Below are 24359 nucleotides of genomic sequence, written 5' to 3'. Positions count from 1 at the left end.
CACTTAACCTATTACGCCTATACATTTGTTTGCTAAACGACTTATTATTCGTCAGCCATGGCATTTTCATAGGCATCTTTTGCCCAATCATACCAGTCACTTGAAGTATCAGTTGGGCTTACCGCACCGATAAAGTCTACACTTTCAAAGAAATTAGCATCGATAGTAGTCATGTCGAATGGCGTTTTAAGGTCAGCGATAGTAGCAAAACCGTTGCTTGCAAGTACGTCTGCATCGCCACCAGAAACAGTGTTCATGTCGTCTGCATTATCAGTTAACCAGTTAGTGAAAGTTGTGCTTCCAACTGTTTCTGATTTAGCTAATACTGCACAAGCAGCCACAGAGTTTTTCATTGACACGTCGCCATCAACAATCACTTGCTCTGCATCAGAAGAGTTTTCGAAACAATGTGTTTGAGTAGCAGAGGTTTTAACTAAAACCGTGTTGTACCAAGTAGCAGAGATAAAGTCATCTAACTTGATAGCTACTGAAGGATTATCGTCACGTACAGAGTTAACATCTGTAGTAATAACAGTTACGTTGGCAATTTGTGGTGCAGAAGGCGCAACGTTGTTATCTTTAACTTTAGTCCCGTCAGACTCAAAGCCACCGTTACCCATGTTGATAGAATTACCTGCTGCGTTCATAACAGTACCATGTTTAACTAAGATGAATTGTGCGTTACCACTCCAGCCAGCGTCAATATCAATACTGTCATCTTGAGTATCAGTTACCACAATGTGCTTAAGATCAACTGCACCACCAAACAATTCGATACCATCATCATATCCAGCATAGATGTCGACGTAGTCAATAGTAGTACCTGAACCTACAGCAAATAAGCTTAGAGAGTTCAAATCGTTACCTTCTTCAGCACCTGCTGGCAAACCACCTGCATAATGAATTTTAACGAATTTTAATGTACCACTGTTGTCAGTGTTGTCGTTGCCACCGTAATAAGTAACGGCCCCTTCACTTTCTGCATTACATGTAACCGCTGCTCGCTCTGCATCAGAACACTGATCAGTGATACCAAAACCGTCAATCATAATACCGCCCCAATCTTGAGGTTGAGCATCAGAAACTTTTAAGCTTGCGATTGCATTAGCTGAAGTAAAAGTAATTGGGTCACTGTAAGTACCAACAGCTTCGATATTTGCGCCGCGGTTAATTTGGACACGAGAAGAAGAATCATCAAATGCTAATGTTGCACCGGCTTCAATTTCTAAAGTCGGTCCATCAACCACAAGCGTACAGTTATCAGAAGTATTACAGTTTTCACCCACAACCAGTGAGCTCTCAAAGAAATGTACACCACCGTTATCAAGCTTGGCTAAGGTGATATCTGAAGATAGTGGACTAGCTGCGCTTACAAAGTTTTTGCTATATTCACAGTTTCCACCCGTGTATTCACCTTGCACTGTAGAACCAGAATCGTCATAAGAAGCACATGGGTTTTCATCAGTACCTGTGTCAACGTTGCCATTACCTTCATTAGTAGTAGTCGTTGTATTATTACTGTTATTAACACTAGTATCGTTAACAGTAGGGGTAATATTGATATCGCCACCACAACCGGCTAGTGCCAACGCTAAAACAATTGCGCTAGCTTTGAAAGTATTATTGATTTCCATTGTGCTCTCCAAATGCGAGTAAAATTATTAGAATTAAAAAACGCGGCTAGGATAGCGAAGGAGCATGACAGTTTTGTTACACCGATCAGATGTCACAAAAGTTTAATATTGGATTACCGTTTAAGGTTGCGATATTTCTAATCATCAAAGAATATGGACAAAATTATTTTTTTATCATTTTAAATCAAAAACTTACAAACATCATAGAGAACAACGGCCCGTTTGAAAGTACCGCATACAAATAGTTTGGGATTGATAACTCAGCTAATTTTCACAAATACTAGAACTTGTGTTCGAGACCCGCTGCCAACCAGGAGCTGTCGGCGCTGTCCTGTAAATTTCGATTAGTGAACCAAAGGAATGCCTTAGTAGATTGACCCAACGCATAGTCTGCACCTACAGAGGCACTATCATCGTTACCTGCGACTTGATACTGCACTTTCACAACTATTTTCCCGATACTGTATGCTGCACTAACAAGAGCACCATCTTCTGACTTACCTGTTGCGATAAGCTTTTGATTATGCAAAATCATCCCAAGTTTTAAGTTATCAAATTTTGTTTGAACAGAGACACGTTGCGTATCATATCCTTTCATATCAATATCAGCTGCGACTGCAGCAAACCATTGACTTTTATTTAGGTATTTATCGCCATAAGAAATTGAAAATGACTGGGCGTCATTCCCTTGTGTATTATCCTGTGCAATATACGACGCTCCAAATGTAAATCCTTTAAACTTTGGCGAAAAGTAAGTCACGGAATTTTCCATGCGATTTTCCCCCTGCCATAAACCTTTTAAATCAGCTTCGTAATGATTAAATAGGTCGATTTCACCTTGCGACTGTTTTAACACTGTGTCATTTCTACCCAGTAACACCGAACCAAAACTCCCCTTAAGGCCCATGTATTGGTTACGAGCTGAAATATTATCTGAGCCGGATTCGTCGGTTAAGTCTACTCGCCATTCCGCCATGTAAACTACTTCTAGATCACTGTCTAATTTTAAATTACCTTTTACACCCATTCGTGAATTGTTGCTTCGTAATTCCGTAAAACGACTCTCTCCTTCATCGGATGATTGCGCCGAAACGTTCATTAAACCATAAAACTTAATTGGATCTGCAGCACCCACAGCTGAAAGACAACTGGTGACCAATGCAACTGATAATCTTCTAGTCAATTTCATAAATTCGACGTTCAAACTATTGTGGGTTCAACCTAACCTCTCATTCTACTCTCTTATTAGGGCAAGCCATAAGCTTTATGACGTTTTTATTACAAATTTATGACAAAGCAAAAGTGACAGAGTGTTAAATTGTTGCAAACTGCTAAATGACTTTGTTCATAAACTGAGAATGGGGATACATACAAAAAAGCCAGAAGCATTGCTTCTGGCTTTCAAAGTATTAGATTTTTACTAGCTAAGTCCTAAGGCGCAAAGATACCTTTAATCATAAAGAAGAAGATAATAGATAAACCTGCACCTGCCGGCAAAGTTATCACCCAAGACACCACAATATTTCTTACAACACTTAGGTTTATGGCAGCGATACCTCTCGCCATGCCTACACCTAATACTGCACCAACTAAGGTTTGTGTTGTTGAGATAGGTAACCCGGCACCCGATGCAATAACTACGGTACAAGCGGCAGCCAATTCTGCTGCAAAACCGCGACTTGGAGTAAGATGGGTAATACCATTACCGATAGTTTTAATCACTCGATGGCCAAAAAGAGCCAAACCAGCCACAATTCCAATGCCTCCAAGGGGTAAAATCCACCACACTAGCTGGGCACTCTTACCGATTTCACCACCACTTTCAACAATACTGACCACTGCCGCTAACGGGCCTATTGCATTTGCCACATCATTTGAACCATGAGCGAATGCCATACAACAAGCTGTCACTATCATTAAAATAGCAAACACTTTTTCAACATTGGCAAACTGATCTTCTCTTTTACTTTTTGGGTTGATCTGTATACGGCTAATAAACAACTTACCAACTATACCAACCAATACCGCAACGCCTATCGCAATAATATAATCTTGTTCAGCTGGGATATTTAAACCAACGTGTTTCAACCCCTTTTTAATTGTCACTAGCGCCATAACAAACCCGGCTAACACCATATAAAAAGGTACATAACGTTTGGCGCTTTCGAAGGGGTTGTCTGTATCAAAAATGAGTTTTTGCGCTGACTGAAATATCAAAAAAGCAATAAATCCCGAAATAGCAGGCGTGACAACCCAACTACCAACGATACCGCTCACTTTGGCCCATTCCACGGCATCTGCACTCACGCCTACTGCAGCAAAACCAACAATTGCCCCTATAATTGAATGGGTTGTTGATACAGGCCAACCGAGGTAGGAAGCAATGCCCAACCAGACGCCGGCAGAAAAGAGTGCAGATATCATTCCATACACCAATAACTCGGGGCTATCGATAAAATAGGAGGAATCAATAATACCTTTTCGAATTGTCGAGGTCACTTCGCCACCGGCTAAGTACGCCCCTGCAAACTCAAATACCATCGCAATAAAAATCGCTTGTTTTATGGTCAATGCCTTTGAACCTACAGAGGTTCCCATCGCATTGGCTACGTCATTGGCACCAATACCCCATGCCATAATAAAGCCGACCGCAGCGGCGACTACGATTAAAACGAAACCGTAATTGTTAATTATTTCCATTCTGAGAATCTCTTAGTTGGCTAACATCAATTCGAGGCGAGAACCGACTCGTTCGGAAATATCGGCCAACTCGCCGACCCAATCAATAATGCTATATAAAAACATGACATCTACTGGATTGAGGTCTTTTTCAAGAGCCAGCAATCCTCTTCTAAGGCTAACTTGCAATTTATCTGTGTCGTCTTCGATATCATCTAAGCGTTCAATCATATCTTCAACCAATCGTAACTCGCGTCCTCTAAAGCCAGTTTCGAGTAAATCATCGAGTTCGTTAATGACTTTCTTTGCCTGGTTAGTCGCGTCCAAACAACGATTCAAATATTCAAGAAATGACTCATGTAATTCCACTGGTATGGCTAATTGACGACCTAAAATGCGTCCTGATATATCTTTTGCTTTATTCGCAATTTTGTCTTGCTGCGTCAACAAGTCCAATACATCCTGACGTTGAATGGGCATAAAAATACCCTGAGGCAAATTAATCCGAAGTTCACGTTTAATCACATCAGCCTGCTTCTCCATCATTGAAATAGCTTTTTGATGTTCTTGAGCAGTTTTCCAATCTTGTGCATATACCGCTTCAAAAAAGGGTAATAATGCGCGACTGCATTTGTGAACAATGTTGATGTGATCTTCTAGGGGCTTCAGCGGTGATTTAGCAAACACCCCCAAAAAAGAATTAATTGGCATAAGTTTTCTCTTCGATTAAAAACACAGATAACGTTAGTCTAATTTGAGGGCTAAACACAAATATGGCCTCTATTTGTGACCCTCTAAACCATGTTATCAATTGAATATGGCATTTTGATTACATTGAATTTTCTAAAGTTTGAAGATTCAGCACAACCACAATTAAGGTATTTTTTGATTTCAAATAATACCTTACATCTTAGATAGAATGTATTAGGCTATTTATCTAAGCAGTTTAGTCGAGCATCAGGCTCTCATTTTTACTTTATTACAGATATGTGACACTTTTATGAAACCCATAATATTTACTTTAGTTGGAAGCGATAAACCAGGATTAATAAGTGATTTAGCCAAAACAGTCTACGAAATGGGAGGCAATTGGTTAGGCAGTAATTTTTCACATATGGCGGGACATTTTGCTGGATTTGTTGAAGTTGACTTGCCTGCAGAAAAACACCAGACACTTATGGAGCTATTTTCACAACACCCAGATTTAAAAATACACTTGTTACCAGGTTTAACCGAGCATTCAATCGCTCAACAAAGTGTACAAATAGACATTATGGGTAACGACAAAACCGGTATAGTACAAGAGATAACCCAAATTTTAAGCCAATTTAACTTAAACATCGTAAAATTTGATTCCCGACTCGAGAGTGCTCCGAATTGGGGAGGCGAACTATTTAAAGCTAAAGCCATCATTACAGTTGCCGCAGATTTTGACTTAGAGACCTTGAGAGATAAGTTAGAAAACGTCGCTAATGACTTAATGGTTGATATTGAAATTCAGTAAACTAAGGCGATTGTCATTAAATTGTCATAATTGCAATAGACGATTGATAACATTAACTATGTTAAGAGTGATGTATGCCTGATACCCAAAACATTTATTATCCTAAAGAACTAAGTTGGCTTTCCTTTAATCAACGAGTATTACAAGAAGCTGCTGATGTAAATAACCCCATCATTGAACGAATACGATTTTTGGGTATTTATTCAAATAACATGGATGAGTTTTATCGAGTTCGCGTAGCGGATGTTAAACGAAAAATTTATATTCACTTAAATGAAGGTGAGATCGAAGAAGCTGAACAAACTAAGTTGTTGATGGAACGGATCCAAGAGAAAGTTCTAGAGATGACCAATAATTTTGATCGCATACATGCCAATGTGGTCAAAGGTTTAGCGCGATATAATATTTTTTTACTCGGCGAAGAAGACCTAAACGAATATCATACCCAGTGGCTAAGCGATTATTTCAAAAATAAAATTTTGCGCCACATTGCCCCCGTATTGTTAAACAAGAAGGTAAAGTTACTCTCTAGGTTAAATGACTTTTCTACCTATCTTTACGTTGGCATTCATAAAGGTGAAAAGGCTATGGCATACGCCACTATCGAGATCCCCAGTCAAAACATGTCTCGATTTGTGGTTATCCCTCCAGAAAAAAGCCGTAAAAAGAAATATATGATTTTGTTGGATGACATCATTCGTCTGAACTTGGAGAGTATATTTAAAGGTTTTATTGACTTCGATTCTCTTGAGGCATTCTCTTTCAAAATGACGCGAGATTCAGAATATTCTCTCAACGATGAAATCGATGAGAGTTATGTAGACAAAATGTCTGATAGCATGAAACAAAGGTTAATTGCAGAACCTGTACGAGTGGTCTACGACAGCAGAATGCCAAACGACATGCTCAAGGACTTAAAAAAGCGCCTTAAAATTTCTTCCTATGACAGTCTCATTTCTAGTGGTCCGTACCGTAACTTTAAAGACTTTATAGGATTTCCTAACGTAGGCCGTGATTATTTAGAAAATAGGTCACTACCGGCTCTGACATCTAGGGATTTTTCAGATTACGACACCGTATTTGACGCCATTACTGCTAAAGATATTCTGTTGCATTACCCCTACCATCGTTTCTTACATGTAACAGAATTCATTCGTCAAGCAGCGTTTGATCCGAGTGTTAAACATATTCGTCTCAATATTTATCGCGTCGCCAGTCAGTCAAGAGTCATTAGCTCCTTGATTGATGCCGTTGACAATGGCAAAAAGGTTACAGTGGTAGTTGAGTTGCGCGCTAGATTTGACGAAGAAGCCAATATTGAATGGTCCAAAAAAATGACCGATGCTGGGGTTCAAGTAGTTTTCGGCATGCATTCGTTGAAAATCCACAGTAAATTGTGTGTGGTCACCCGAGAAGAAAATGGAGAGCTAATCAATTATGCTCATTTTGGCACCGGTAATTTCAACGAAAAAACAGCGAAAATATACACAGACTTTAGTTTATTTACCCGTAATCAAGAACTTGCAAATGAAGCAGAAGCCGTATTTACATTTATTCAGCAGCCCTACCGAAGACAAAAGTTCCAACATTTGCAAGTCTCGCCACTCAATGCCCGAACTAAAATCCAAGCCTTAGTGCGTCAAGAAATACAAAACGCCAACGAAGGAATAAAGGCAGAGATAACGCTTAAAATCAACAACTTAGATGATAAACTTTTAATTGATGATTTATACAAAGCGAGTCAAGCTGGGGTCAAGATAAAAGCCATAATTCGTGGTATGTGTTCACTCGTGCCTGGCGTAAGAGGTTTGAGTGAAAATATCAGTGTTATAAGTGTGGTTGACCGCTTTTTAGAGCACCCTCGTGTAATGGTGTTTGAAAATGCTGGGGATTCAAAAATGTTTATATCTTCTGCAGATTGGATGACGCGTAATATGGACTTTAGAATTGAAGTAGGATGTCCTATTTATGATGAGAGCCTAAAACGAAGAATTATGGATATATTAAATATTCAATTTAAGGATACCCTCAAAGCTCGAGTGATAGACAAACAACAAAACAATCATTATGTGCCTAGGGGCAATCGCAAAAAGTTGAGATCACAGATTGAAATATATCGTTATTTGAAAACTCTTGAAAAGGACAAAAATGTCTAACCCTCATCATGTACCTGATTCTACATTCGATAATGTCGAGATAAGAGACAATAGCAAGGTCGCTGCATTGGATATAGGCTCAAATAGTTTTCACCTTGTGGTTGCTCGCATTGTGGCCGGCTCAGTGCAAATTTTGCACCGCGTTAAACAAAAAGTACGCTTAGCAGACGGATTAGGTACTGATGGCGCTTTATCTGAAGAGGCCATGCAGCGTGGCTTAGATACGTTAAAAGTGATTGCCGAGAGTTTGCAGGGATTTGATCCCCAGTCTGTTCGAGTGGTTGCCACACACGCATTGCGAAAAGCCAGTAATGCAAAAACTTTTCTAAAAGCGGCAAAGAAAGTATTTCCATTTCCAATAGAGGTGATATCTGGCGCAGAAGAAGCCCGTCTTATTTATCAAGGCGTAGCCCATACCAATCACCAACAAGGACAACGCCTAGTCGTTGATATAGGTGGTGGTTCAACTGAGTTTATTATTGGAGAAGGTTTTGAAACAACAGCGCTACGAAGCCTACAAATGGGGTGCGTCAGTTATACCAATCGATTCTTTAGGCAAGGAGAACTCAAACCCAAAGCCTTTGAAAAAGCGATAACCAGTGCCCAACAAGAACTGGAGATGATTGATAAAAAGTATAAGCAAATAGGTTGGAATACTTGTATAGGTACATCGGGCACGATAAAAATTATTATTGAATTGGCAGGGCAACTTGATAGTACCAATAGAGAAAACCATGTTTGTCTTACTGACCTGCTCACCTTGAAGGATTTATGTTGTCTAGCGGGCCATAGTAGAGACTTACAAATTCAAGGAATAACCGACGACAGACGCCCAGTTTTTGCAGCAGGCCTAGCCATTTTAATTGCCGCCTTTAAAAGTTTAGATATTCAAGAAATGGAGTATTCACAGGATGCTCTGCGAGAAGGGGTATTGTATGAAATGGAAGAACATCTGACCCATCCAGATATCAGGCAACGCAGTGCTGAGAGCTTAGCTACCCGATATGACGTTGACGTGGAGCAAGCCAAACGTGTGCTTGCCACTACCATGACATTACATCAGCAATGTAAAAAGGCATGGAAGATAGACGATAAAGAATTAAAAAACATGTTGGCGTGGGCAGCCCTATTGCATGAGGTAGGTTTGCAAATTAATACTCGCAGAATTCAACGTCATTCTGGTTATATACTGCAAAATATTGAATTACCCGGTTTTGGGCAAGAGCAACAAAACTTATTAGCAACGTTAACTAGGTTCTACCGTAAGAAAATTAAAGTGGCAGAAGTTCCTGAGTTTACGCTGCTAGCACAAGAGAAAGTATTTAAACTAATTGCACTACTGCGTTTGGGAGTATTGCTTAACATAAAACGTCAGGACGGCATTTTACCAAAATTTTCCGTGCAAGCCGACGGAGACAAGCTGCACATTGAATTTCCCGATAAGTGGCTTGAACAAAAACCAGTATTTAGAGCCGATTTTGAAAGTGAAAGCGAATACATTAAAGAGTTAGGGTTGAAGTTAAGCTACATATAACAGCAATTATAGACAGTCTAATGCCTGTAAAATCAAACTATGTGTGTCACTGCCTTTTACGCAAGTTTTTGAGTACATTAATTTAACCATTTAACGAATATAACTCACACCACCAGTTTGTAACCTACGCCATATACAGACTGGATCCAATGCTCATTTCCGATCAAGGCTATTTTCTTTCTGAGTTTTTTAATGTGGCTATCGATAGTACGATCACTGACTATACGGTGATCGTTATAACAGGCGTTCATCAATTGATCTCGAGAGAAAATTCTGCCTAAATCAGAGCTAAGCAAGGTTAACATTTGAAACTCAACAGATGTTAGGGTTATTGTTTGTTTGTCTATCGTCATGAGCATTCTATGAGCATCGATTTCAAACGGTAGAGTAAAATTGTCAGAGGTGTCCGCGACTGAAACCCGTCGTAAAATGGTTTTAACTCTGGCAACCACCTCCTTGGGACTAAACGGTTTACAAATATAGTCATCTGCTCCAATTTCTAGTCCCAACAAGCGATCAATTTCCTCAACCTTAGCAGTCACCATGATAATGGGAATCTGGCTAGTTAGGCGGATTGACTTACATATTTCGATCCCACTTTTACTGGGTAACATAAGGTCAAGTAAAATGATGTCAGTGTGGTGTTCAGACAACCAAGTCTCAACTTCCAATCCGTCATGGATACAACTCGTATCGTATTCAGCTGCAGCCAAATAGTCAGCTAATAAAGAGGCGATTTTTTTCTCGTCTTCAACAATCAAGACATGTGTTTTTTTCGACATAAACAATTACTCTAAAGGCAAGACAATCAAAATTCCCAACCCACCTAAGTTTGATGTAAAGGCGCTAATCTTTCCATGATGAGCCTCAACAATTTTTTGACAGATTGATAAACCTAAACCACTGCCGCCGGTTTCTCTATTTCTAGAATTTTCTGCTCGATAGAGATGTTCAAATAATTTATCCAAATCAGCCTCATCAACTCCACAACCGTTGTCTTCAAATCGAATTTCGACTTGTTGAGATTGTTGTAGTTCATTGACACTTATTTTCAGCATATTACCGTCATTTGCGTACTTTGCAGTATTGATAAATAAGTTGCCAAATAATTGTCGTAAACGCTTACTGTCTGCAAATACAAATAACTCACTTGGCAGTTCTGAAAATCTGACTTTAAAGCCATTTTCTGTCAATAATGTTTGATAATGATTTACTTCTTCATGGAGTAAGCTGGGTAAATTCAAGGATTCTTTACGGTAGTGTAAGGTTCCCAAATCGTTTCTAGTTAATTCGTGTAAATCATCTAACAGCTGCTCCAGTTGTTTTACCTCTTCATTTATTGATTGAATGCGCTCTATTGATAATGGTCTTACTCCATCAAGCATGGCTTCTAACTCACCTTTAAGAACCGCAACTGGGGTACGTAACTCATGAGATATATCAGCAAGCCAACGTTTTCTTGCCTGTTCATTTTGCTGCAAGGTAGCTGCTAGTTCGTTAAAGTCACGGCTGAGGTGCGCAAACTCATCTTTTCTTTTTAGATCGATTCGCTGCTGGAAATCACCCGATGTGAGCTTGCTCATGGCCGAAGTTAAACCCTTAATTGGTTTAACAAAATGTGCGGCTAATGGCATGGCTATCAACACAGCAACTAAAACTAAACCAAGGGCGATAAGCAAAATATAGCGTTGTTGTTGCTCAACAAAATTCAACTCATAGCCAGAGGTGAGCTGATCTCTTTTCGAAACAGCTAAAAAGCCAATTACTTTTCCTTCATCTAGGATATCAACAAAGCTAAAACTGAGTTTTGGGGAATACATTCCAACTAAAAATCCTTTATCAGCGTCTAACAAGGCATAACTCACTTCGAAAATAGGCGGCCCACCTCGTCTCGGGGGAGGGCCTTTATCCGTGCCTCTTTGTGTATCTATTCTAGGTCTTTCTTGTCCCATTTCGGGACGAGGCCCTCTTACTTGATGAGGAGGTCTAGCAGCTTGAGGGTGGCTAAATTCCGAGTCAGCTAATCCTTGATCTATGATATTTTTGAAACGTTGATGCTTACCGGTGATTTGTTTCCAAGATCCCTCTTTTTGGTAAATTTCAGCTAAAGAGGTCGCCACACCATTTAACGCTTTAAGCTCCCTCGCATTCACGTAGTCGACCATGCCTTTACCAATGCTCCACTGCATCACCAGCACTTGAGCGACTACTAGAACAGCACTAGTGAGGAAGAAAATAGCAAAGAGTTTATTCTGTATACGCATTGCGTTGCGGTCACTCCATTGTTTGATGGGACAACTAGCATAAACTAGTCCTTCAATATATCTCGCTTAAGGTAATCGGAGTTGCTTCTCTTGTCAGCCTCGAAGGTAAAGGATCCTTAATATTTACACATTACGGGAGAATTTTTTACCTTATGAAGGGGTGAAGTAACAATAGAGCGGCATTAACGCCCCAGATATTGATCAATTAATAGGGATAACTTGTCTTGCAGATGTTCTTCAAACTCATCAAGTTCTTTACCAAATACCTTTAGGTACTTCTCTGCTTTGTCATGATCTAGGCGTTTGTTATTGGTTTTATATTCCGTTTCAAGCAGTGATTTATCATAACGAGGAGTAATAACCCATCGTACAAAGTCGGAGTCTAATCCGGCTACTTGTTTTTTAGCAAATTTACAAAAATCGTCGATATGCTCAATCCCATCAGGACCTAAACAACCCGGCTCGACTCTAAATGTTACCGTGAGTTTTTTATACAAAGGCAAAGGCAGGTCATAGGCCATACGTAATTAGCTCTCATCCAACATAACAACTCAGAGCAAATCATAGCCCTATCAATACAATCTTCCAAATAAAAAAGCTGGGCACTTAGTTGCCCAGCTTTAAACTTAACAAGCTTAAGTTTTAGATGCTTGATAAATACTCTCAATTGATGCATCCATTGTTGCATCAAATTCAGCATCACTTTGCTTAGCACTAAGTCCTTCAGAAAGTGCTCGTGAGAAACTGGCAATCATGCCATTATTTTCAGTCAACCTGCTATTCGCTTCTTCCCGTGAGTATCCACCAGACAATGCTACGACTTTCAACACTTTAGGATGGTTGACTAATTCTTGATAAAAATTAGCGGTTTCAGGTAGCGTCAATTTCAACATCACTTGTTGATCTGCAGCCAAATCATCTAAATGTTTCACAATTGCCGCTTTTAGCAAAGCTTCTGCTTGAGCTTTTTCAGGACTGTGAATATCTACCTCAGGCTCAATAATTGGCATTAATCCGGCGGCTAAAATTTGCTTAGCCACAGTAAATTGCTGCGAAATAACCGCTTCAATACCTTGAGCGTTAGCCAGCTTTACAACAGAACGCATTTTGGTACCAAAAACGTTTTGTTGATTAGCTTTGGCTAACAAGCCATCTAAATCAGGTATAGGTTTTAACAATTGTGAGCCGTCAACTTCAGCTTCTAGGCCTTTATCAACCTTTAAGAAAGGTACAACTTGTTTGACTTGCCATAAATAACTAGCGGTACTTTGCCCTAAAATTTCTCTATCTAAGGTGTTTTCAAACAAAATTGCACCTAATACTCGCTCTCCGTTAAATACTTTTGATGTAATAATACGGGTACGCATTTCGTGTACTTTGGCGAACATTTCTTGGTCACCCTCATACTCAGACGGTTCTACGCCATACAAACCTAATGCTTTTGGTGTACTGCCTCCACTTTGATCCAATGCAGCGATAAATCCATTTTGCTTGCTGATTTTTGCAAGCATATCTAACTGGGCTTGTGATGCCATGTGCAACACTCCTTTATTATTGTGTTGTAAGCCGATGAGCATAACGGCTTGTAGGGTTTAAGGTAGTAAACTGAGAGCTAAAACTCTTCTTTTTATTATATTTTTCGGTACCAAATAAACAGGCTATTTAGTCGCTCTAGCTTCTAACATTGCTACAGCGGGTAGTACTTTTCCTTCAACAAACTCTAGAAACGCACCTCCACCTGTTGAGATATAAGAGATGTTGTCACTTAAATCCCATTTATCAATTGCCGCTAGCGTATCACCACCACCAGCAATTGAAAACGCATCACTATCGGCAATAGCTCGAGCAACGACTTCAGTACCTTTGGCGAAATTATCGAATTCAAATACCCCACAAGGTCCATTCCATAAAATCGTTTTGGCACCTTTTAATACTTCGGCTACGTTCTCTGCTGTTTGCGGCCCATAGTCCATAATTTCTTCATCATCTTGCACTTCAGAAACATCTTTTATAACGGCAGGTTCAGACTCTGAAAAGTTTTTACCAACACGCACATCCACAGTTTCTGGAATATCTAACGAATCCATTAAACGCTTAGCTTCAGGGATAAGGTCAGCTTCGTGTAATGAACGGCCAACATTGTAACCTCTGGCCGCCACAAAAGTATTCGAAATACCGCCTCCTACCACCAGTTGGTCTGCTATTTTGGACAAGGCATCAAGTACGGTAAGTTTGGTGGAGACTTTTGAGCCCCCTACTATTGCCACTAGTGGACGTTGCGGATTATGGAGCGCTTTTCCTAGTGCATCTAGCTCACCGGCAAGTAACGGGCCCGCACAAGCAACTGGCGCAAAGACCCCTACCCCATGAGTCGAAGCTTGGGCGCGATGTGCAGTACCAAATGCATCCATGACGTAGATGTCACATAACGCAGCGTATTGTTTTGCTAGGACTTCATCGTCTTTCTTTTCACCGAGGTTAAAACGTACATTTTCCAGAATCACCACTTCACCCGTTTCGACTGCAACGCCTGATAGGTAATCTTTCACTAAGCGCACCTTTAATTCGGTGTTCTCTTGAACATAATCCACTACCGGTTGCAATGAGAATTCATCAGCAAACTGTCCTTCCGTAGGTCTGCCTAAGTGCGACATAACCATCACTTTTGCACCAGCTGCAACGGCAGCATTAATGGTAGGCAATGACGCTCGAATACGCGCTTCAGAAGTCACCTTGCCATCTTTAATTGGCACATTTAAGTCTTGACGAATTAGTACTCTTTTACCTGCTAAATCCAGCTCGGACATTTTCAATATGGACATAATTTACCTTGTAAAAATTAACTTCAAAATTTAGTTTTGATTGGTGTTGAACATAGCCAAAGCAGTGTCAATCATTCTATTAGCAAAGCCCCATTCGTTATCACACCAAACTAGGGTTTTAACGAGCTGTTTATGGCTTACCCTTGTTTGACTTCCATCTACTATACAAGAATGCGGATCATGATTAAAATCAACCGATACTAAAGGCTCTTCAGTGTAGCTTAAAATTCCACCTAAGCGACCTTCACTAGCCTGTTTTAGCGCTAGGTTAACTTCATCAATACAAACGTGTTTTTCAAGGGTCACGCTTAAATCCATAGCGGTAACATTGATGGTGGGTACTCGTACCGCAATGGCTTCAAATTTACCCGCAAATTTAGGTAATATACGTTCGATTCCCCTTGCCAATTTGGTATCCACAGGAATGATTGACTGACTGGCAGCACGGGTCAGTCGTAAATCTGTATGGTAAGCATCTATAACTTGTTGGTCGTGCATTGATGAGTGAATGGTTGTAATCGTACCACTGAGTACATTAAACGCATCATCTAGTACCTGTATAACCGGCACAATACAGTTAGTTGTACAGGAACCGTTGGAAACAATTAAATCGTCAGCGCTGAGTTGATGGTCATTGATTCCATAGATCACAGTTGCATCCATGTCTGGACCACATGGCTGGGAAAACAGTACTTTTGTCGCTCCTTGTGCTAAATGTGCTTGACCAGCGATTCTGTCATTATGCACGCCACTGCACTCTAAGACTAAATCAATATTCAATTGCTTCCATGGGAGCGCATCTATGTTTTCATGCTGTAATAACAAGATTTCATCCCCAGCAACAACTAATTGTTTCCCTTGCAATTCTACAGGAAATCCAAATCGACCATGGGATGTATCATATTTAAGTAAGTGGGCTATACCCTCTGGCTCTGCTACCTCATTAATCGCCACAATTTCAACCTGAGTATTGCGGCCTGTTTCATATAAAGCTCTAACAACATTGCGTCCTACTCGACCAAACCCATTAATTGCGATACGTAACATAACACTCTTTATTTATTACTTGACGATAGAAAAAAGGCGCTTAAAAGCGCCTTTGAAAAATAATAGGGCTTTTAATTTAAGCCTTTGGCAGCTTCAACCACTGCCTCTGAGGTAATACCGAAGTGTTTCAGTAACGCCGCTCCTGGTGCAGATTCACCAAAGGTCGACATACCCACTACCGTGCCACCAAATCCAACGTATTTATACCAAAAATCGACATGAGCAGCTTCAACCGCTACACGCTTAGTAACAGACTTAGGTAACACAGATTCACGATATTCATCGTCCTGCTTATCAAATACAGAGGTACTAGGCATAGACACTACACGCACTGCCATGCCAGCGGCCGTGAGTTGCTCAGCCGCTTCGACTGTGATGCCAACCTCAGACCCCGTGGCAATTAAGATCACATCTGGTGTACCTAAACAATCTTTCAGAATATATCCACCTTTAGCAACGTTAGCTAACTGCTGAGCGTCACGTTGCTGGGCGGGTAATCCTTGACGGCTAAAGATTAGCGCTGATGGGCCGTCTTTGCGTTCTAATGCAGATTTCCATGCAACTGCGGTTTCTGCACCATCACATGGACGCCATGTAGTCAAGTTAGGGGTTAAGCGTAAGTTTGCCACTTGCTCAATAGGTTGGTGGGTAGGTCCATCTTCACCTTGCCCAATAGAGTCATGGGTATAAACAAAAATATTCGGGATACCCATTAATGAGGCCATACGCACAGCGTTGCGCGCATATTCCATAAACATTAAGAAAGTCGCCCCAAATGGACGGAACCCACCATGCAAACCTATACCATTCATAATACCGCTCATGCCAAACTCACGGACACCATAATATAAATAATTGCCGCTTGCATCGTCGGCTGAAATACCTTTAGTGCCTGACCATATAGTAAGGTTTGAACCTGCTAAATCAGCAGAACCACCTAACACTTCCGGCAATAATGTTGCAAAGGTTTCAATTGAATTTTGCGAGGCCTTTCGACTTGCCACATTTTCAGCTTTGTCTTGCGACTCTTGAATAAACGCATCGGCCTTTTGGGCAAAATCCGCAGGCAAGTCACCGGCTAAACGTCGGGTTAACTCAGAGGCTAATTCTGGATGTGCCTGTTGATAGGCTGCAAATTGTGCATTCCACGCTTGTTCTTTTTCAGCACCTGCTGCTTTTGCATCCCAACCAGCGTAAACATCTTCGGGAATTTCAAAGGGAGCATGTGGCCAATTCAGGAACTCGCGCGCAGCTTTAATTTCATCAGCACCTAATGGCGCGCCATGGCAGTCATGACTACCTGACTTATTCGGAGAACCAAAGCCGATGATAGTTTTACAACATATTAAAGTCGGTTTAGTGGTTTCTGCTTTTGCAGCCACAATAGCATCGGCGATTGCTTGTGGATCGTGGCCATCTACGTCTGCAATGACATGCCATCCATAAGCTTCAAAACGAGCAGGAGTGTTGTCGGTGAACCAACCTTCAACATGACCGTCAATTGAAATACCGTTGTCATCCCAAAACGCAACCAGTTTACCCAAACCTAAGGTGCCAGCTAAAGAACAGACTTCGTGAGAAATACCTTCCATTAAACAACCGTCACCTAAGAAACAATACGTAAAATGGTCAACGACATCAAAATCAGGTTGGTTAAACTGAGCAGCTAAGGTTTTTTCGGCAATAGCCATACCTACTGCGTTGCTGATACCTTGGCCTAGCGGCCCTGTGGTCGTTTCAACTCCGGGCGCATATCCATATTCTGGGTGTCCAGGCGTCTTAGAATGTAATTGACGGAAGTTTCTTAATTCTTCAATAGGTAGTGCATAACCTGTCAAATGTAATAGTGAATAAATCAACATCGAGCCATGCCCGTTAGATAACACAAACCTATCTCTGTTCGCCCAATCTGGGTTACTAGGATTATGTTGCATATGATCTGACCATAACACTTGTGCTATGTCAGCCATACCCATTGGGGCTCCAGGGTGTCCTGAGTTGGCTTGTTGAACCGCATCCATGCTAAGGGCGCGAATGGCGTTGGCGAGTTCTCGACGTGATGACGACATGTAGTCTCCTGACTGATCCAATAATTATGGTGTACCGTAACTCTATGCGACAGCCACCTAAGATAGCTCTGCATTTTGTATTAGCTAGCTTATAACTGCAATGCTAAATCCCTTATGAATCATTATTTACATATGACTTTTTTTTACACCTTAGCAGAATAAAATTCATAGACGTTTGGACGTCTAGAAGTAAAGACTGGTATTTTATATTTGAATTGCTAAAATACCACCATAAATTCGTATATCGACATTAAACCAAGGTGCTTTTATGACCTCACACTTATTTACATCAGAATCTGTTTCTGAAGGACACCCAGACAAAATTGCCGATCAAATTTCTGATGCAGTTTTAGACGCAATATTGACTCAAGATCCAAAGGCGCGAGTAGCATGCGAAACCTTTGTAAAAACCGGAATGGTGCTAGTAGGTGGCGAAGTCACAACCTCAGCTTGGGTCGACATAGAAGAAATAACCCGTAAAACCGTTAGAGAAATTGGCTATGTACATTCAGATATGGGCTTTGATGCAGATTCGTGCGCCATATTAAATGCCATTGGTAAACAATCACCTGATATTAATCAAGGTGTGGATCGTAGCTCACCAGCAGAACAAGGAGCCGGTGACCAAGGCTTGATGTTTGGTTACGCAAGTAACGAGACAGACGTACTGATGCCCGCCCCCATAACCTATTCACATCGATTGGTGAAACGTCAGTCTGAAGTGCGTAAGAGTGGAAAACTAAATTGGTTAAGGCCAGATGCGAAAAGTCAGGTCACTTTTGTGTATGAAAATAACGAGCCAGTTGCAATTGATGCAGTGGTATTGTCAACACAGCATGATGAGAGTATTAGTACTGCCGATTTACGTGAAGCGGTAATGGAAGAAATCATTAAACCTGTGCTCCCTGAAAAATGGTTGAGTAAACACACCAAATTTTTTATTAACCCCACTGGCCGGTTTGTCATCGGAGGGCCAATGGGCGATTGTGGTTTAACTGGCCGTAAAATCATTGTTGATACCTATGGTGGCATGGCAAGACATGGTGGCGGAGCTTTTTCAGGTAAAGATCCATCTAAAGTCGATAGGTCAGCTGCCTATGCTGGTCGTTACGTTGCTAAAAATATTGTGGCCGCAGGATTAGCAGACAAATGCGAAATCCAACTGTCTTACGCCATTGGTGTGGCAGAGCCTACTTCAATCAGCATTGAGACCTTTGGTACAGGTAAAGTGTCAGAAAGTGTGTTGGTTGCTTTAGTTCGTGAAAATTTTGAACTTAGACCTTTTGGATTGCTAAAAATGCTCGACTTAGAGCGCCCAATTTACCAAGCGACTGCAGCTTATGGACATTTTGGCAGAGAAGAATTTCCATGGGAAAACACTGACATTGCTGAACGCCTAAAAGCGAGTATTTAAACAGCGAAAGTCAATAAAATATAGCCTCTTTCTAATAGAGGCTATATTTACTTTGAGCTTATCAAAATTGGGAGAACTCTTGTGCAGCTTCATTACAAACAGCCATTGGTTCTAGCTTAATACGTACATCACCTGCAACTCTTACACTGACACATTGGCCTAGCTCAGCGGCTTTATCTTCGGCAATAACACTAACAAGATCTCCATCCACCGCAGCAAGTTCATATTGGTAGCCACTAGTGTCTCCCTCAAACAAAGCAGTCAACACTCCCCCAAACAATCCACCAATTATGGCTCCTGCGAGCATATCATCACTATTGCCTCGGGCATTGCTGAGCAAACCATCAACTGCTCCAATTGCAGCGCCTTCACCGACATAGGACTTAAATTTAATTTTTTCTACATTTTGTACCCAAGCATAAAACTCAGTGACAAATTGATTCTTTGCTTGATGGTCTACATGGTTAGAGTTAGCACATGCAGTCAGCAGAAATATCCCTAAAATGGTCGAAGAAACAACACAAGATTTATGCATAATAATTATAAATAAGTAATTTAGACCTGCATAAATTAGCTGTATTTATCTGAACAGAAGCTTAATCAACTGACAATTTAAGGTATTATTTGGCTCACTTCTAGACTATGCGAATAATCACTATGCGTTGTATTCAATATTTGTGTTTAACATTTATCATTTTGACCCTTTTTTCATCATGCGCTAAATCTCCATTAGGTCGAAATCAACTAAAACTCTATTCAAGCTCTCAGTTAGCTGGAATGGGCGAACAAGCTTTTGCAGGCATAAAAACTGAGCAGAAGGTTTCCACCCAACAGGTATCTAATCAGTATGTTGAATGTATTGCAGACGCCATTACTCAACATGTACCCAAATCAGTGTTTGCCGGAGAATGGGAGCTAGTAGTATTTGATTCTCCGCAAATCAATGCTTTCGCCCTACCTGGAGGCAAAATTGGCGTGTATACAGGTTTAATTGAGCTTTCTGAAAATCAACATCAATTAGCCGCCGTAATTGGTCATGAAGTAGGACATGTTATTGCAGAACATGGAAATGAAAGAATGTCGAGCAGTGCTCTAATTGGTATAGGAATGGAAGTCACTAATCAACTATTGCAAACCAATGGCATTGCCAGTAGCAATTTGATCATGGCTGGCTTAGGTTTAGGCGTTCAAGTAGGCGTGCAATTACCATTCGGACGAACTCATGAATCTGAAGCGGATCTCATAGGGCTAGACTTAATGGCTAAAGCAGGCTTTGATCCGCAACAATCAGTTAATTTGTGGCAAAACATGGAAAAAGCCAGCGAAGGTAATAGGCAACCTGAGCTTTTATCCACTCATCCACTTCCCGCGACACGAATCAAAAGTTTATCAAAAAATATGCCTAACGCCTTGAGTAATTACCGTTCAGCGAGTACCAAACCTAATTGCAAAATTTAATTTTGTGAAAGCAAAAAAAAGCCGCACTATATATGAATACTAGTGCGGCATTTCTTTATGACGATTTAAGACTAATCGTTTTTATGAACATGTACGTCCATTTGAGGGAAAGGTATAGAAATACCTTCAGCGTCAAATCTCAACTTAACCGCTTCATTAAAGTCAAATTTAACTGCCCAATAGTCAGCAGACGCGACCCAAGGGCGAACTACAAAATTAACACTGCTGTCAGCTAACTCAGCCACAGCAACAGTTGGAGCAGGATCTTTTAAAATACGCTCATCTGCAGCAACCATTTCTTTTAATATTTCTTTGGCTTTCTTCAAATCACTATCGTAGCCAATACCTACAACCATATCTACACGACGAGTTTCTTTAGCAGAGTAGTTAGTAATATTGCCGCCATAAATTGAACCATTAGGAATAATAATTTCCTTATTGTCGCCAGTTGTCATCACTGTTGTGAAAATACTGATACTTTTCACTACACCCATTGCACCACCAGCTTCAATGAAATCACCTGCTTTAAACGGTCTAAATACAAGCAGCATAACCCCTGCAGCAAAATTCTGTAGCGAGCCTTGCAAGGATAAACCAATGGCTAAACCTGCCGCACCTAAGATGGCAACAAGAGATGTTGTATCAACACCAAGCTGGTCTAATGAAGCAACAATAACAAACAACATTAAAATTGCATTGATAATGGCCTTGACGAAATCAATCAACATATCGTCGTACTTTGAACGCGCCATTACTTTACCAAAGACATTAACCAACATGCCTACAATAATCTTACCAACAATGTATATGACAATCGCCATAACAATGTTAATTCCCCATGGAATCACATAAGTTTCCATCATTTCGGACATTTTTTCCGCGTCAAATCCAAACATTTTTTTTCCTACCTTTTTATTGATTAATTATTGCGATTAATGAGATGCCATTCTCCATGCAACACACATAATAATTGATTTGTTTTATTAATCAATTAGACAAAAGTCTAGTTACGATATTAGTTTTATTTGAGTATTCTAGCTTCATAATTTTGTCATTTAGCGCACCTATAATTGCCTTTGAGTTGAGGCAGCGGAAGTGTTTTTTTAATAATTTTTTTTGTTTTAAACATAAAAAAAAATAGTGCTATAATATAGCTCACCGATTTTTGGTGATCTAATATTTTTAAAGGAATTGAAAATGTTACTAGTCAGTTTATTAGTTATTTCATTGGTTTTACTTTTCGTTTTTTCTATGTCAACAGAAAAGGGAAAAAATACTAAGTTTGCTCGAAAAGGTGCTAACGCCATATCACCTAAAAAAGAGACCGCTTAATCCATCAGCATGTTTGATGTAATCTAGTCCAGATGAGCAACATTTAATGGCTAGGCGGAATTGGACCATCCGCCGATGCTTATTATTTTGCTTGCTTGTTCTTCTTTAAATATCTTTGTATTGATACCATTCTTTTAAACAATATTGGTTACTGAGTGGAACAATGCGTATTATCCGAATTTACTACCCTTTTGACATGTCGGCGGATTCTTTTGTCACTTTGACAGAAGATGCGACTAATCATCTTGCCAATGTACTTCGCGCTAAGACTGGACAAGCGGTGGTGTTATTTAATGGCGATGGAAACGAATATAGTGCGCAGTTAACTGAAGTCACAAAACGTAAAGTTGTTGCTCAAATTGATTCTAAAATTTCTATTAGCATAGAATCACCTCTGAATATTCACTTAGGGCAAGGAATATCAAGGGGAGATCGCATGGAATGGGTGATTCAAAAGTCTATAGAGTTAGGAGTAACAGAGATTACTCCGCTTATCACTGAACGCTGTGGTGTAAAACTCAGTAAAGAAAGATGGGCCAAAAAACATCAACAATGGCAAAAACTGGCAATCGCTGCTTGCGAGCAATGTGGCAGAAACGTGTTGCCTGTATTACATCCCCCTTTAGCATTTGCGGACTGGATAACACTCTCTACCAACCAAATTCGCCTTACTTTGCACCCCCGCGCTGATCGAGCCTTTAGACATGTAAGTATGCCTGCTGCTGGTGCTAGATTACTAATTGGACCAGAAGGGGGTTTTACAGAGCAAGAAATTTACCAAACAGAACAAAATGGGTTTCAGACCATTCAACTTGGTCCAAGAGTATTACGCACCGAAACCGCTGCAATAGCCGCCATATCAGCGCTGCAAGCTATACATGGTGATTTATAAAATAGCCCGTTACTTTTACAACTGGTTACATTTATGCTAACTTAAGCGGCAAAGTATAGTTCCAATAAAAATAATAAATTCTATGCAGCCCCTAAAACTTATCTCCAACGACGATAATGGATTAGACACTTCGTTAGCGTCTCAGCACCTATTAGATGAAGCCCGTGCTTGTGCGATGGAAAGCATGCTAAATGGTAATCCCTTAGATCTTGCACTAAATACTATTACCAAATGTTTAGAAACTATTTTAGACAGTTGTCATTGTCAGGTACTGCTACTAGATAGCAAAAAGACAACTTTCCGTTCCCTTAATAGAAGTAATGATCACTACGCTAGTTTTATTCATAACCTCATCAAACATTTTCTAAACAATCCTAAATCTGATTTAGGTACCGATTTAGCGCAAGGCATTGACGTAATAGTGCCTGATATGAGTACGTCTAAAGCATGGCAACCTATGTTTGTAGAAGCATCAAATTTGAAAATTGTTGCTAACTGGATGGTTCCAATAATAACCGATGACGGGTCGGTTATTGGTTTGTTTAGTGCTTTGTTTAATACCACTAGAAAGGCTAGTTCGTCCGAGTTGTCATTGCTAAGTCGAGCAGCTAAGAGTATTTGTGCCTTGTTATTTCATTCAAAAAGAAAAACACAGGAGTTGCAGCACAAAATAACCCTTCATCAAAAGTTTATGATGCAAAAGGAAACTGCAGAAGACATAAACGGTTTGTTGAAAAAAGCCATTGAGCAACGGGCCGAAGTACAAGGTCAATTATTAGAATTGGAAAGTATGGCGGCTTTAGGCACAATGATGTCTAGCCTAACTCACGAAATAAGTACTCCAATCGGAGTATCAGTGACTGCTGCTAGCTTTTTAGATGACATGCAAAAGTCTTGTCTAGAAAAAGTACAGCATGAACAACTCAAACGCTCGGAACTTATCACCTATTTAACGGAATCTGCGGAAGCATCGCGGATTATCGAGCGTAATATGCTCAGAGCCGATGAATTAATCAAAACCTTTAAACGCTTATCCGTTGATCAACACAGTCAAGACGTCCGTAAATTTAACCTGTGTGAATATGTGTACGAAGTCTTGCTCTCGTTAAAGCCTAGATTAAAGCATACGCCACACAAAATTTGTGTCGATATCCCGACTGACTTAACTATTGATAGTAATCCAGGTGCTTTGAGTCAGATATTGATTAACTTAATCATGAATTCAGCACATCATGCTTTTGCTAACGATGCGGAAGGGAAAATTACGATAAAGGCGAATATTGACTATGACTCAGCGACAAACAGAAAATTAATCTTAGTTTATAAAGACAATGGCAAAGGAATGGATACCCAAACGATTGAAAACATGTACAAGCCATTTTTCACTTTAGCCAGAGAAAAGGATGGTTGCGGCTTAGGTATGCATATTTGCAATAATATTATAATGAAAGTTCTTCGAGGCACGATTGACTGTCGCTCTGAATTGGGTAAAGGCGTCGAATTCACTATAGTGTTACCCATTTCATAACCACTCCCCAAAAACAAACAAAACGT

Annotated in this window: 20 protein-coding genes; 7 read left to right on the top strand and 13 right to left on the bottom strand. The window is 40.3% G+C overall.

Going from position 1 to position 24359, the window contains the following annotated elements; genetic code table 11:
• Nucleotides 1-44: 44 nt before the first annotated feature.
• The 4 genes from KO534_RS12315 to KO534_RS12300 form a co-directional block, all read right to left on the bottom strand.
• Nucleotides 45-1634 (bottom strand): hypothetical protein, encoded by a 1590-nt coding sequence (locus KO534_RS12315; RefSeq protein ID WP_215929949.1) that lies wholly within the window; start codon nucleotides 1632-1634, stop codon nucleotides 45-47.
• Nucleotides 1635-1914: 280 nt separating this feature from the next.
• Nucleotides 1915-2823 carry a porin gene (locus KO534_RS12310; RefSeq protein WP_215929948.1) on the bottom strand — a complete coding sequence of 303 codons (909 nt, stop codon included), beginning with the start codon at nucleotides 2821-2823 and terminating at the stop codon, nucleotides 1915-1917.
• 242 nt (nucleotides 2824-3065) lie between these two features.
• A complete protein-coding gene (locus KO534_RS12305; protein WP_215929947.1) occupies nucleotides 3066-4334 on the bottom strand; it encodes an inorganic phosphate transporter in 1269 nt (422 codons plus the stop codon).
• Nucleotides 4335-4346: 12 nt separating this feature from the next.
• Complete coding sequence (locus KO534_RS12300; protein WP_215929946.1) at nucleotides 4347-5024, bottom strand: TIGR00153 family protein; 678 nt, start codon at nucleotides 5022-5024, stop codon at nucleotides 4347-4349.
• A 289-nt stretch (nucleotides 5025-5313) separates the two neighbouring features.
• On the opposite strand from KO534_RS12300, the gene KO534_RS12295 reads away from it, so the two are divergent.
• The 3 genes from KO534_RS12295 to ppx all read left to right on the top strand — a co-directional run bounded on the left by KO534_RS12295 (nucleotide 5314) and on the right by ppx (nucleotide 9507).
• A complete protein-coding gene (locus KO534_RS12295; protein WP_215929945.1) occupies nucleotides 5314-5817 on the top strand; it encodes a glycine cleavage system protein R in 504 nt (167 codons plus the stop codon).
• A gap of 74 nt (nucleotides 5818-5891) precedes the next feature.
• Nucleotides 5892-7973 carry a polyphosphate kinase 1 gene (ppk1, locus tag KO534_RS12290; RefSeq protein WP_215929944.1) on the top strand — a complete coding sequence of 694 codons (2082 nt, stop codon included), beginning with the start codon at nucleotides 5892-5894 and terminating at the stop codon, nucleotides 7971-7973.
• On the top strand, nucleotides 7966-9507 hold the full coding sequence (gene ppx / locus KO534_RS12285; RefSeq protein ID WP_215929943.1) for an exopolyphosphatase: 1542 nt from the start codon (nucleotides 7966-7968) through the stop codon (nucleotides 9505-9507). The genes ppk1 and ppx overlap by 8 nt, the downstream gene beginning before the upstream one ends.
• Before the next feature lie 104 nt (nucleotides 9508-9611).
• On the opposite strand, the gene KO534_RS12280 is transcribed toward ppx, so the two are convergent.
• The 7 genes from KO534_RS12280 to tkt form a co-directional block, all read right to left on the bottom strand.
• Nucleotides 9612-10289 carry a response regulator gene (locus tag KO534_RS12280; protein WP_215929942.1) on the bottom strand — a complete coding sequence of 226 codons (678 nt, stop codon included), beginning with the start codon at nucleotides 10287-10289 and terminating at the stop codon, nucleotides 9612-9614.
• 6 nt (nucleotides 10290-10295) lie between these two features.
• On the bottom strand, nucleotides 10296-11771 hold the full coding sequence (locus KO534_RS12275; RefSeq protein ID WP_215929941.1) for an ATP-binding protein: 1476 nt from the start codon (nucleotides 11769-11771) through the stop codon (nucleotides 10296-10298).
• 182 nt (nucleotides 11772-11953) lie between these two features.
• Complete coding sequence (locus tag KO534_RS12270) at nucleotides 11954-12292, bottom strand: hypothetical protein (protein ID WP_215929940.1); 339 nt, start codon at nucleotides 12290-12292, stop codon at nucleotides 11954-11956.
• Nucleotides 12293-12406: 114 nt separating this feature from the next.
• Entirely contained in the window at nucleotides 12407-13306 is a 900-nt protein-coding gene (locus tag KO534_RS12265) for a fructose bisphosphate aldolase (RefSeq protein WP_215929939.1), read from the bottom strand.
• A gap of 123 nt (nucleotides 13307-13429) precedes the next feature.
• Nucleotides 13430-14593, bottom strand: a complete 1164-nt coding sequence (locus tag KO534_RS12260; protein ID WP_215929938.1) for a phosphoglycerate kinase — start codon at nucleotides 14591-14593, stop codon at nucleotides 13430-13432.
• A gap of 30 nt (nucleotides 14594-14623) precedes the next feature.
• Nucleotides 14624-15640, bottom strand: coding sequence for an erythrose-4-phosphate dehydrogenase (epd, locus tag KO534_RS12255; protein ID WP_215929937.1), 1017 nt, complete (start codon nucleotides 15638-15640; stop codon nucleotides 14624-14626).
• A gap of 71 nt (nucleotides 15641-15711) precedes the next feature.
• Nucleotides 15712-17709: a transketolase gene (gene tkt, locus KO534_RS12250; protein WP_215929936.1), complete on the bottom strand. Its 1998-nt coding sequence runs from the start codon at nucleotides 17707-17709 to the stop codon at nucleotides 15712-15714.
• 268 nt (nucleotides 17710-17977) lie between these two features.
• Here tkt and metK point away from each other — a divergent pair, with 268 nt between their 5' ends.
• The gene (gene metK / locus KO534_RS12245) at nucleotides 17978-19123 is read left to right on the top strand and encodes a methionine adenosyltransferase (protein ID WP_215929935.1); all 1146 of its coding nucleotides are present in this window, start codon (nucleotides 17978-17980) and stop codon (nucleotides 19121-19123) included.
• A 61-nt stretch (nucleotides 19124-19184) separates the two neighbouring features.
• Here metK and KO534_RS12240 read toward each other — a convergent pair whose 3' ends face one another.
• Nucleotides 19185-19658: a hypothetical protein gene (locus KO534_RS12240; protein WP_215929934.1), complete on the bottom strand. Its 474-nt coding sequence runs from the start codon at nucleotides 19656-19658 to the stop codon at nucleotides 19185-19187.
• Between the two features lie 107 nt (nucleotides 19659-19765).
• Between KO534_RS12240 and KO534_RS12235 the strand changes: the two genes are divergently transcribed.
• Nucleotides 19766-20581, top strand: a complete 816-nt coding sequence (locus KO534_RS12235) for a M48 family metallopeptidase (RefSeq protein WP_436836585.1) — start codon at nucleotides 19766-19768, stop codon at nucleotides 20579-20581.
• A gap of 71 nt (nucleotides 20582-20652) precedes the next feature.
• Here the strand turns inward: KO534_RS12235 and KO534_RS12230 are convergent, their stop codons facing one another.
• Nucleotides 20653-21477, bottom strand: a complete 825-nt coding sequence (locus tag KO534_RS12230) for a mechanosensitive ion channel family protein (protein WP_215929933.1) — start codon at nucleotides 21475-21477, stop codon at nucleotides 20653-20655.
• Between the two features lie 599 nt (nucleotides 21478-22076).
• On the opposite strand from KO534_RS12230, the gene KO534_RS12225 reads away from it, so the two are divergent.
• Together KO534_RS12225 and KO534_RS12220 are read left to right on the top strand one after the other, a co-directional pair.
• Nucleotides 22077-22805, top strand: a complete 729-nt coding sequence (locus KO534_RS12225) for a 16S rRNA (uracil(1498)-N(3))-methyltransferase (protein ID WP_215929932.1) — start codon at nucleotides 22077-22079, stop codon at nucleotides 22803-22805.
• An 82-nt stretch (nucleotides 22806-22887) separates the two neighbouring features.
• Nucleotides 22888-24333 carry a GAF domain-containing sensor histidine kinase gene (locus tag KO534_RS12220; protein WP_252732108.1) on the top strand — a complete coding sequence of 482 codons (1446 nt, stop codon included), beginning with the start codon at nucleotides 22888-22890 and terminating at the stop codon, nucleotides 24331-24333.
• Nucleotides 24334-24359: the final 26 nt, after the last annotated feature.

Origin of the sequence: Paraglaciecola arctica (assembly GCF_018861065.1) — a bacterium.
Taxonomy (GTDB): domain Bacteria; phylum Pseudomonadota; class Gammaproteobacteria; order Enterobacterales; family Alteromonadaceae; genus Paraglaciecola; species Paraglaciecola arctica_B.
The sequence above is the reverse complement of the archived record's forward strand: the minus strand, read 5'-3'. Positions and strand labels throughout refer to the sequence as shown.

What these genes read in the sequence shown, in the direction of transcription:
- ppx (WP_215929943.1), top strand. Translation starts at nt 7,966, where the DNA reads ATGTCTAACCCTCATCATGTACCTGATTCTACATTCGATAATGTCGAG.
- KO534_RS12280 (WP_215929942.1), bottom strand. Translation starts at nt 10,289, where the DNA reads ATGTCGAAAAAAACACATGTCTTGATTGTTGAAGACGAGAAAAAAATC.
- tkt (WP_215929936.1), bottom strand. Translation starts at nt 17,709, where the DNA reads ATGTCGTCATCACGTCGAGAACTCGCCAACGCCATTCGCGCCCTTAGC.
- KO534_RS12220 (WP_252732108.1), top strand. Translation starts at nt 22,888, where the DNA reads ATGCAGCCCCTAAAACTTATCTCCAACGACGATAATGGATTAGACACT.
- epd (WP_215929937.1), bottom strand. Translation starts at nt 15,640, where the DNA reads ATGTTACGTATCGCAATTAATGGGTTTGGTCGAGTAGGACGCAATGTT.
- KO534_RS12260 (WP_215929938.1), bottom strand. Translation starts at nt 14,593, where the DNA reads ATGTCCATATTGAAAATGTCCGAGCTGGATTTAGCAGGTAAAAGAGTA.
- KO534_RS12270 (WP_215929940.1), bottom strand. Translation starts at nt 12,292, where the DNA reads ATGGCCTATGACCTGCCTTTGCCTTTGTATAAAAAACTCACGGTAACA.
- KO534_RS12265 (WP_215929939.1), bottom strand. Translation starts at nt 13,306, where the DNA reads ATGGCATCACAAGCCCAGTTAGATATGCTTGCAAAAATCAGCAAGCAA.
- ppk1 (WP_215929944.1), top strand. Translation starts at nt 5,892, where the DNA reads ATGCCTGATACCCAAAACATTTATTATCCTAAAGAACTAAGTTGGCTT.
- KO534_RS12295 (WP_215929945.1), top strand. Translation starts at nt 5,314, where the DNA reads ATGAAACCCATAATATTTACTTTAGTTGGAAGCGATAAACCAGGATTA.
- metK (WP_215929935.1), top strand. Translation starts at nt 17,978, where the DNA reads ATGACCTCACACTTATTTACATCAGAATCTGTTTCTGAAGGACACCCA.
- KO534_RS12275 (WP_215929941.1), bottom strand. Translation starts at nt 11,771, where the DNA reads ATGCGTATACAGAATAAACTCTTTGCTATTTTCTTCCTCACTAGTGCT.
- KO534_RS12235 (WP_436836585.1), top strand. Translation starts at nt 19,766, where the DNA reads ATGCGAATAATCACTATGCGTTGTATTCAATATTTGTGTTTAACATTT.
- KO534_RS12315 (WP_215929949.1), bottom strand. Translation starts at nt 1,634, where the DNA reads ATGGAAATCAATAATACTTTCAAAGCTAGCGCAATTGTTTTAGCGTTG.
- KO534_RS12310 (WP_215929948.1), bottom strand. Translation starts at nt 2,823, where the DNA reads ATGAAATTGACTAGAAGATTATCAGTTGCATTGGTCACCAGTTGTCTT.
- KO534_RS12240 (WP_215929934.1), bottom strand. Translation starts at nt 19,658, where the DNA reads ATGCATAAATCTTGTGTTGTTTCTTCGACCATTTTAGGGATATTTCTG.
- KO534_RS12305 (WP_215929947.1), bottom strand. Translation starts at nt 4,334, where the DNA reads ATGGAAATAATTAACAATTACGGTTTCGTTTTAATCGTAGTCGCCGCT.
- KO534_RS12230 (WP_215929933.1), bottom strand. Translation starts at nt 21,477, where the DNA reads ATGTTTGGATTTGACGCGGAAAAAATGTCCGAAATGATGGAAACTTAT.
- KO534_RS12300 (WP_215929946.1), bottom strand. Translation starts at nt 5,024, where the DNA reads ATGCCAATTAATTCTTTTTTGGGGGTGTTTGCTAAATCACCGCTGAAG.
- KO534_RS12225 (WP_215929932.1), top strand. Translation starts at nt 22,077, where the DNA reads ATGCGTATTATCCGAATTTACTACCCTTTTGACATGTCGGCGGATTCT.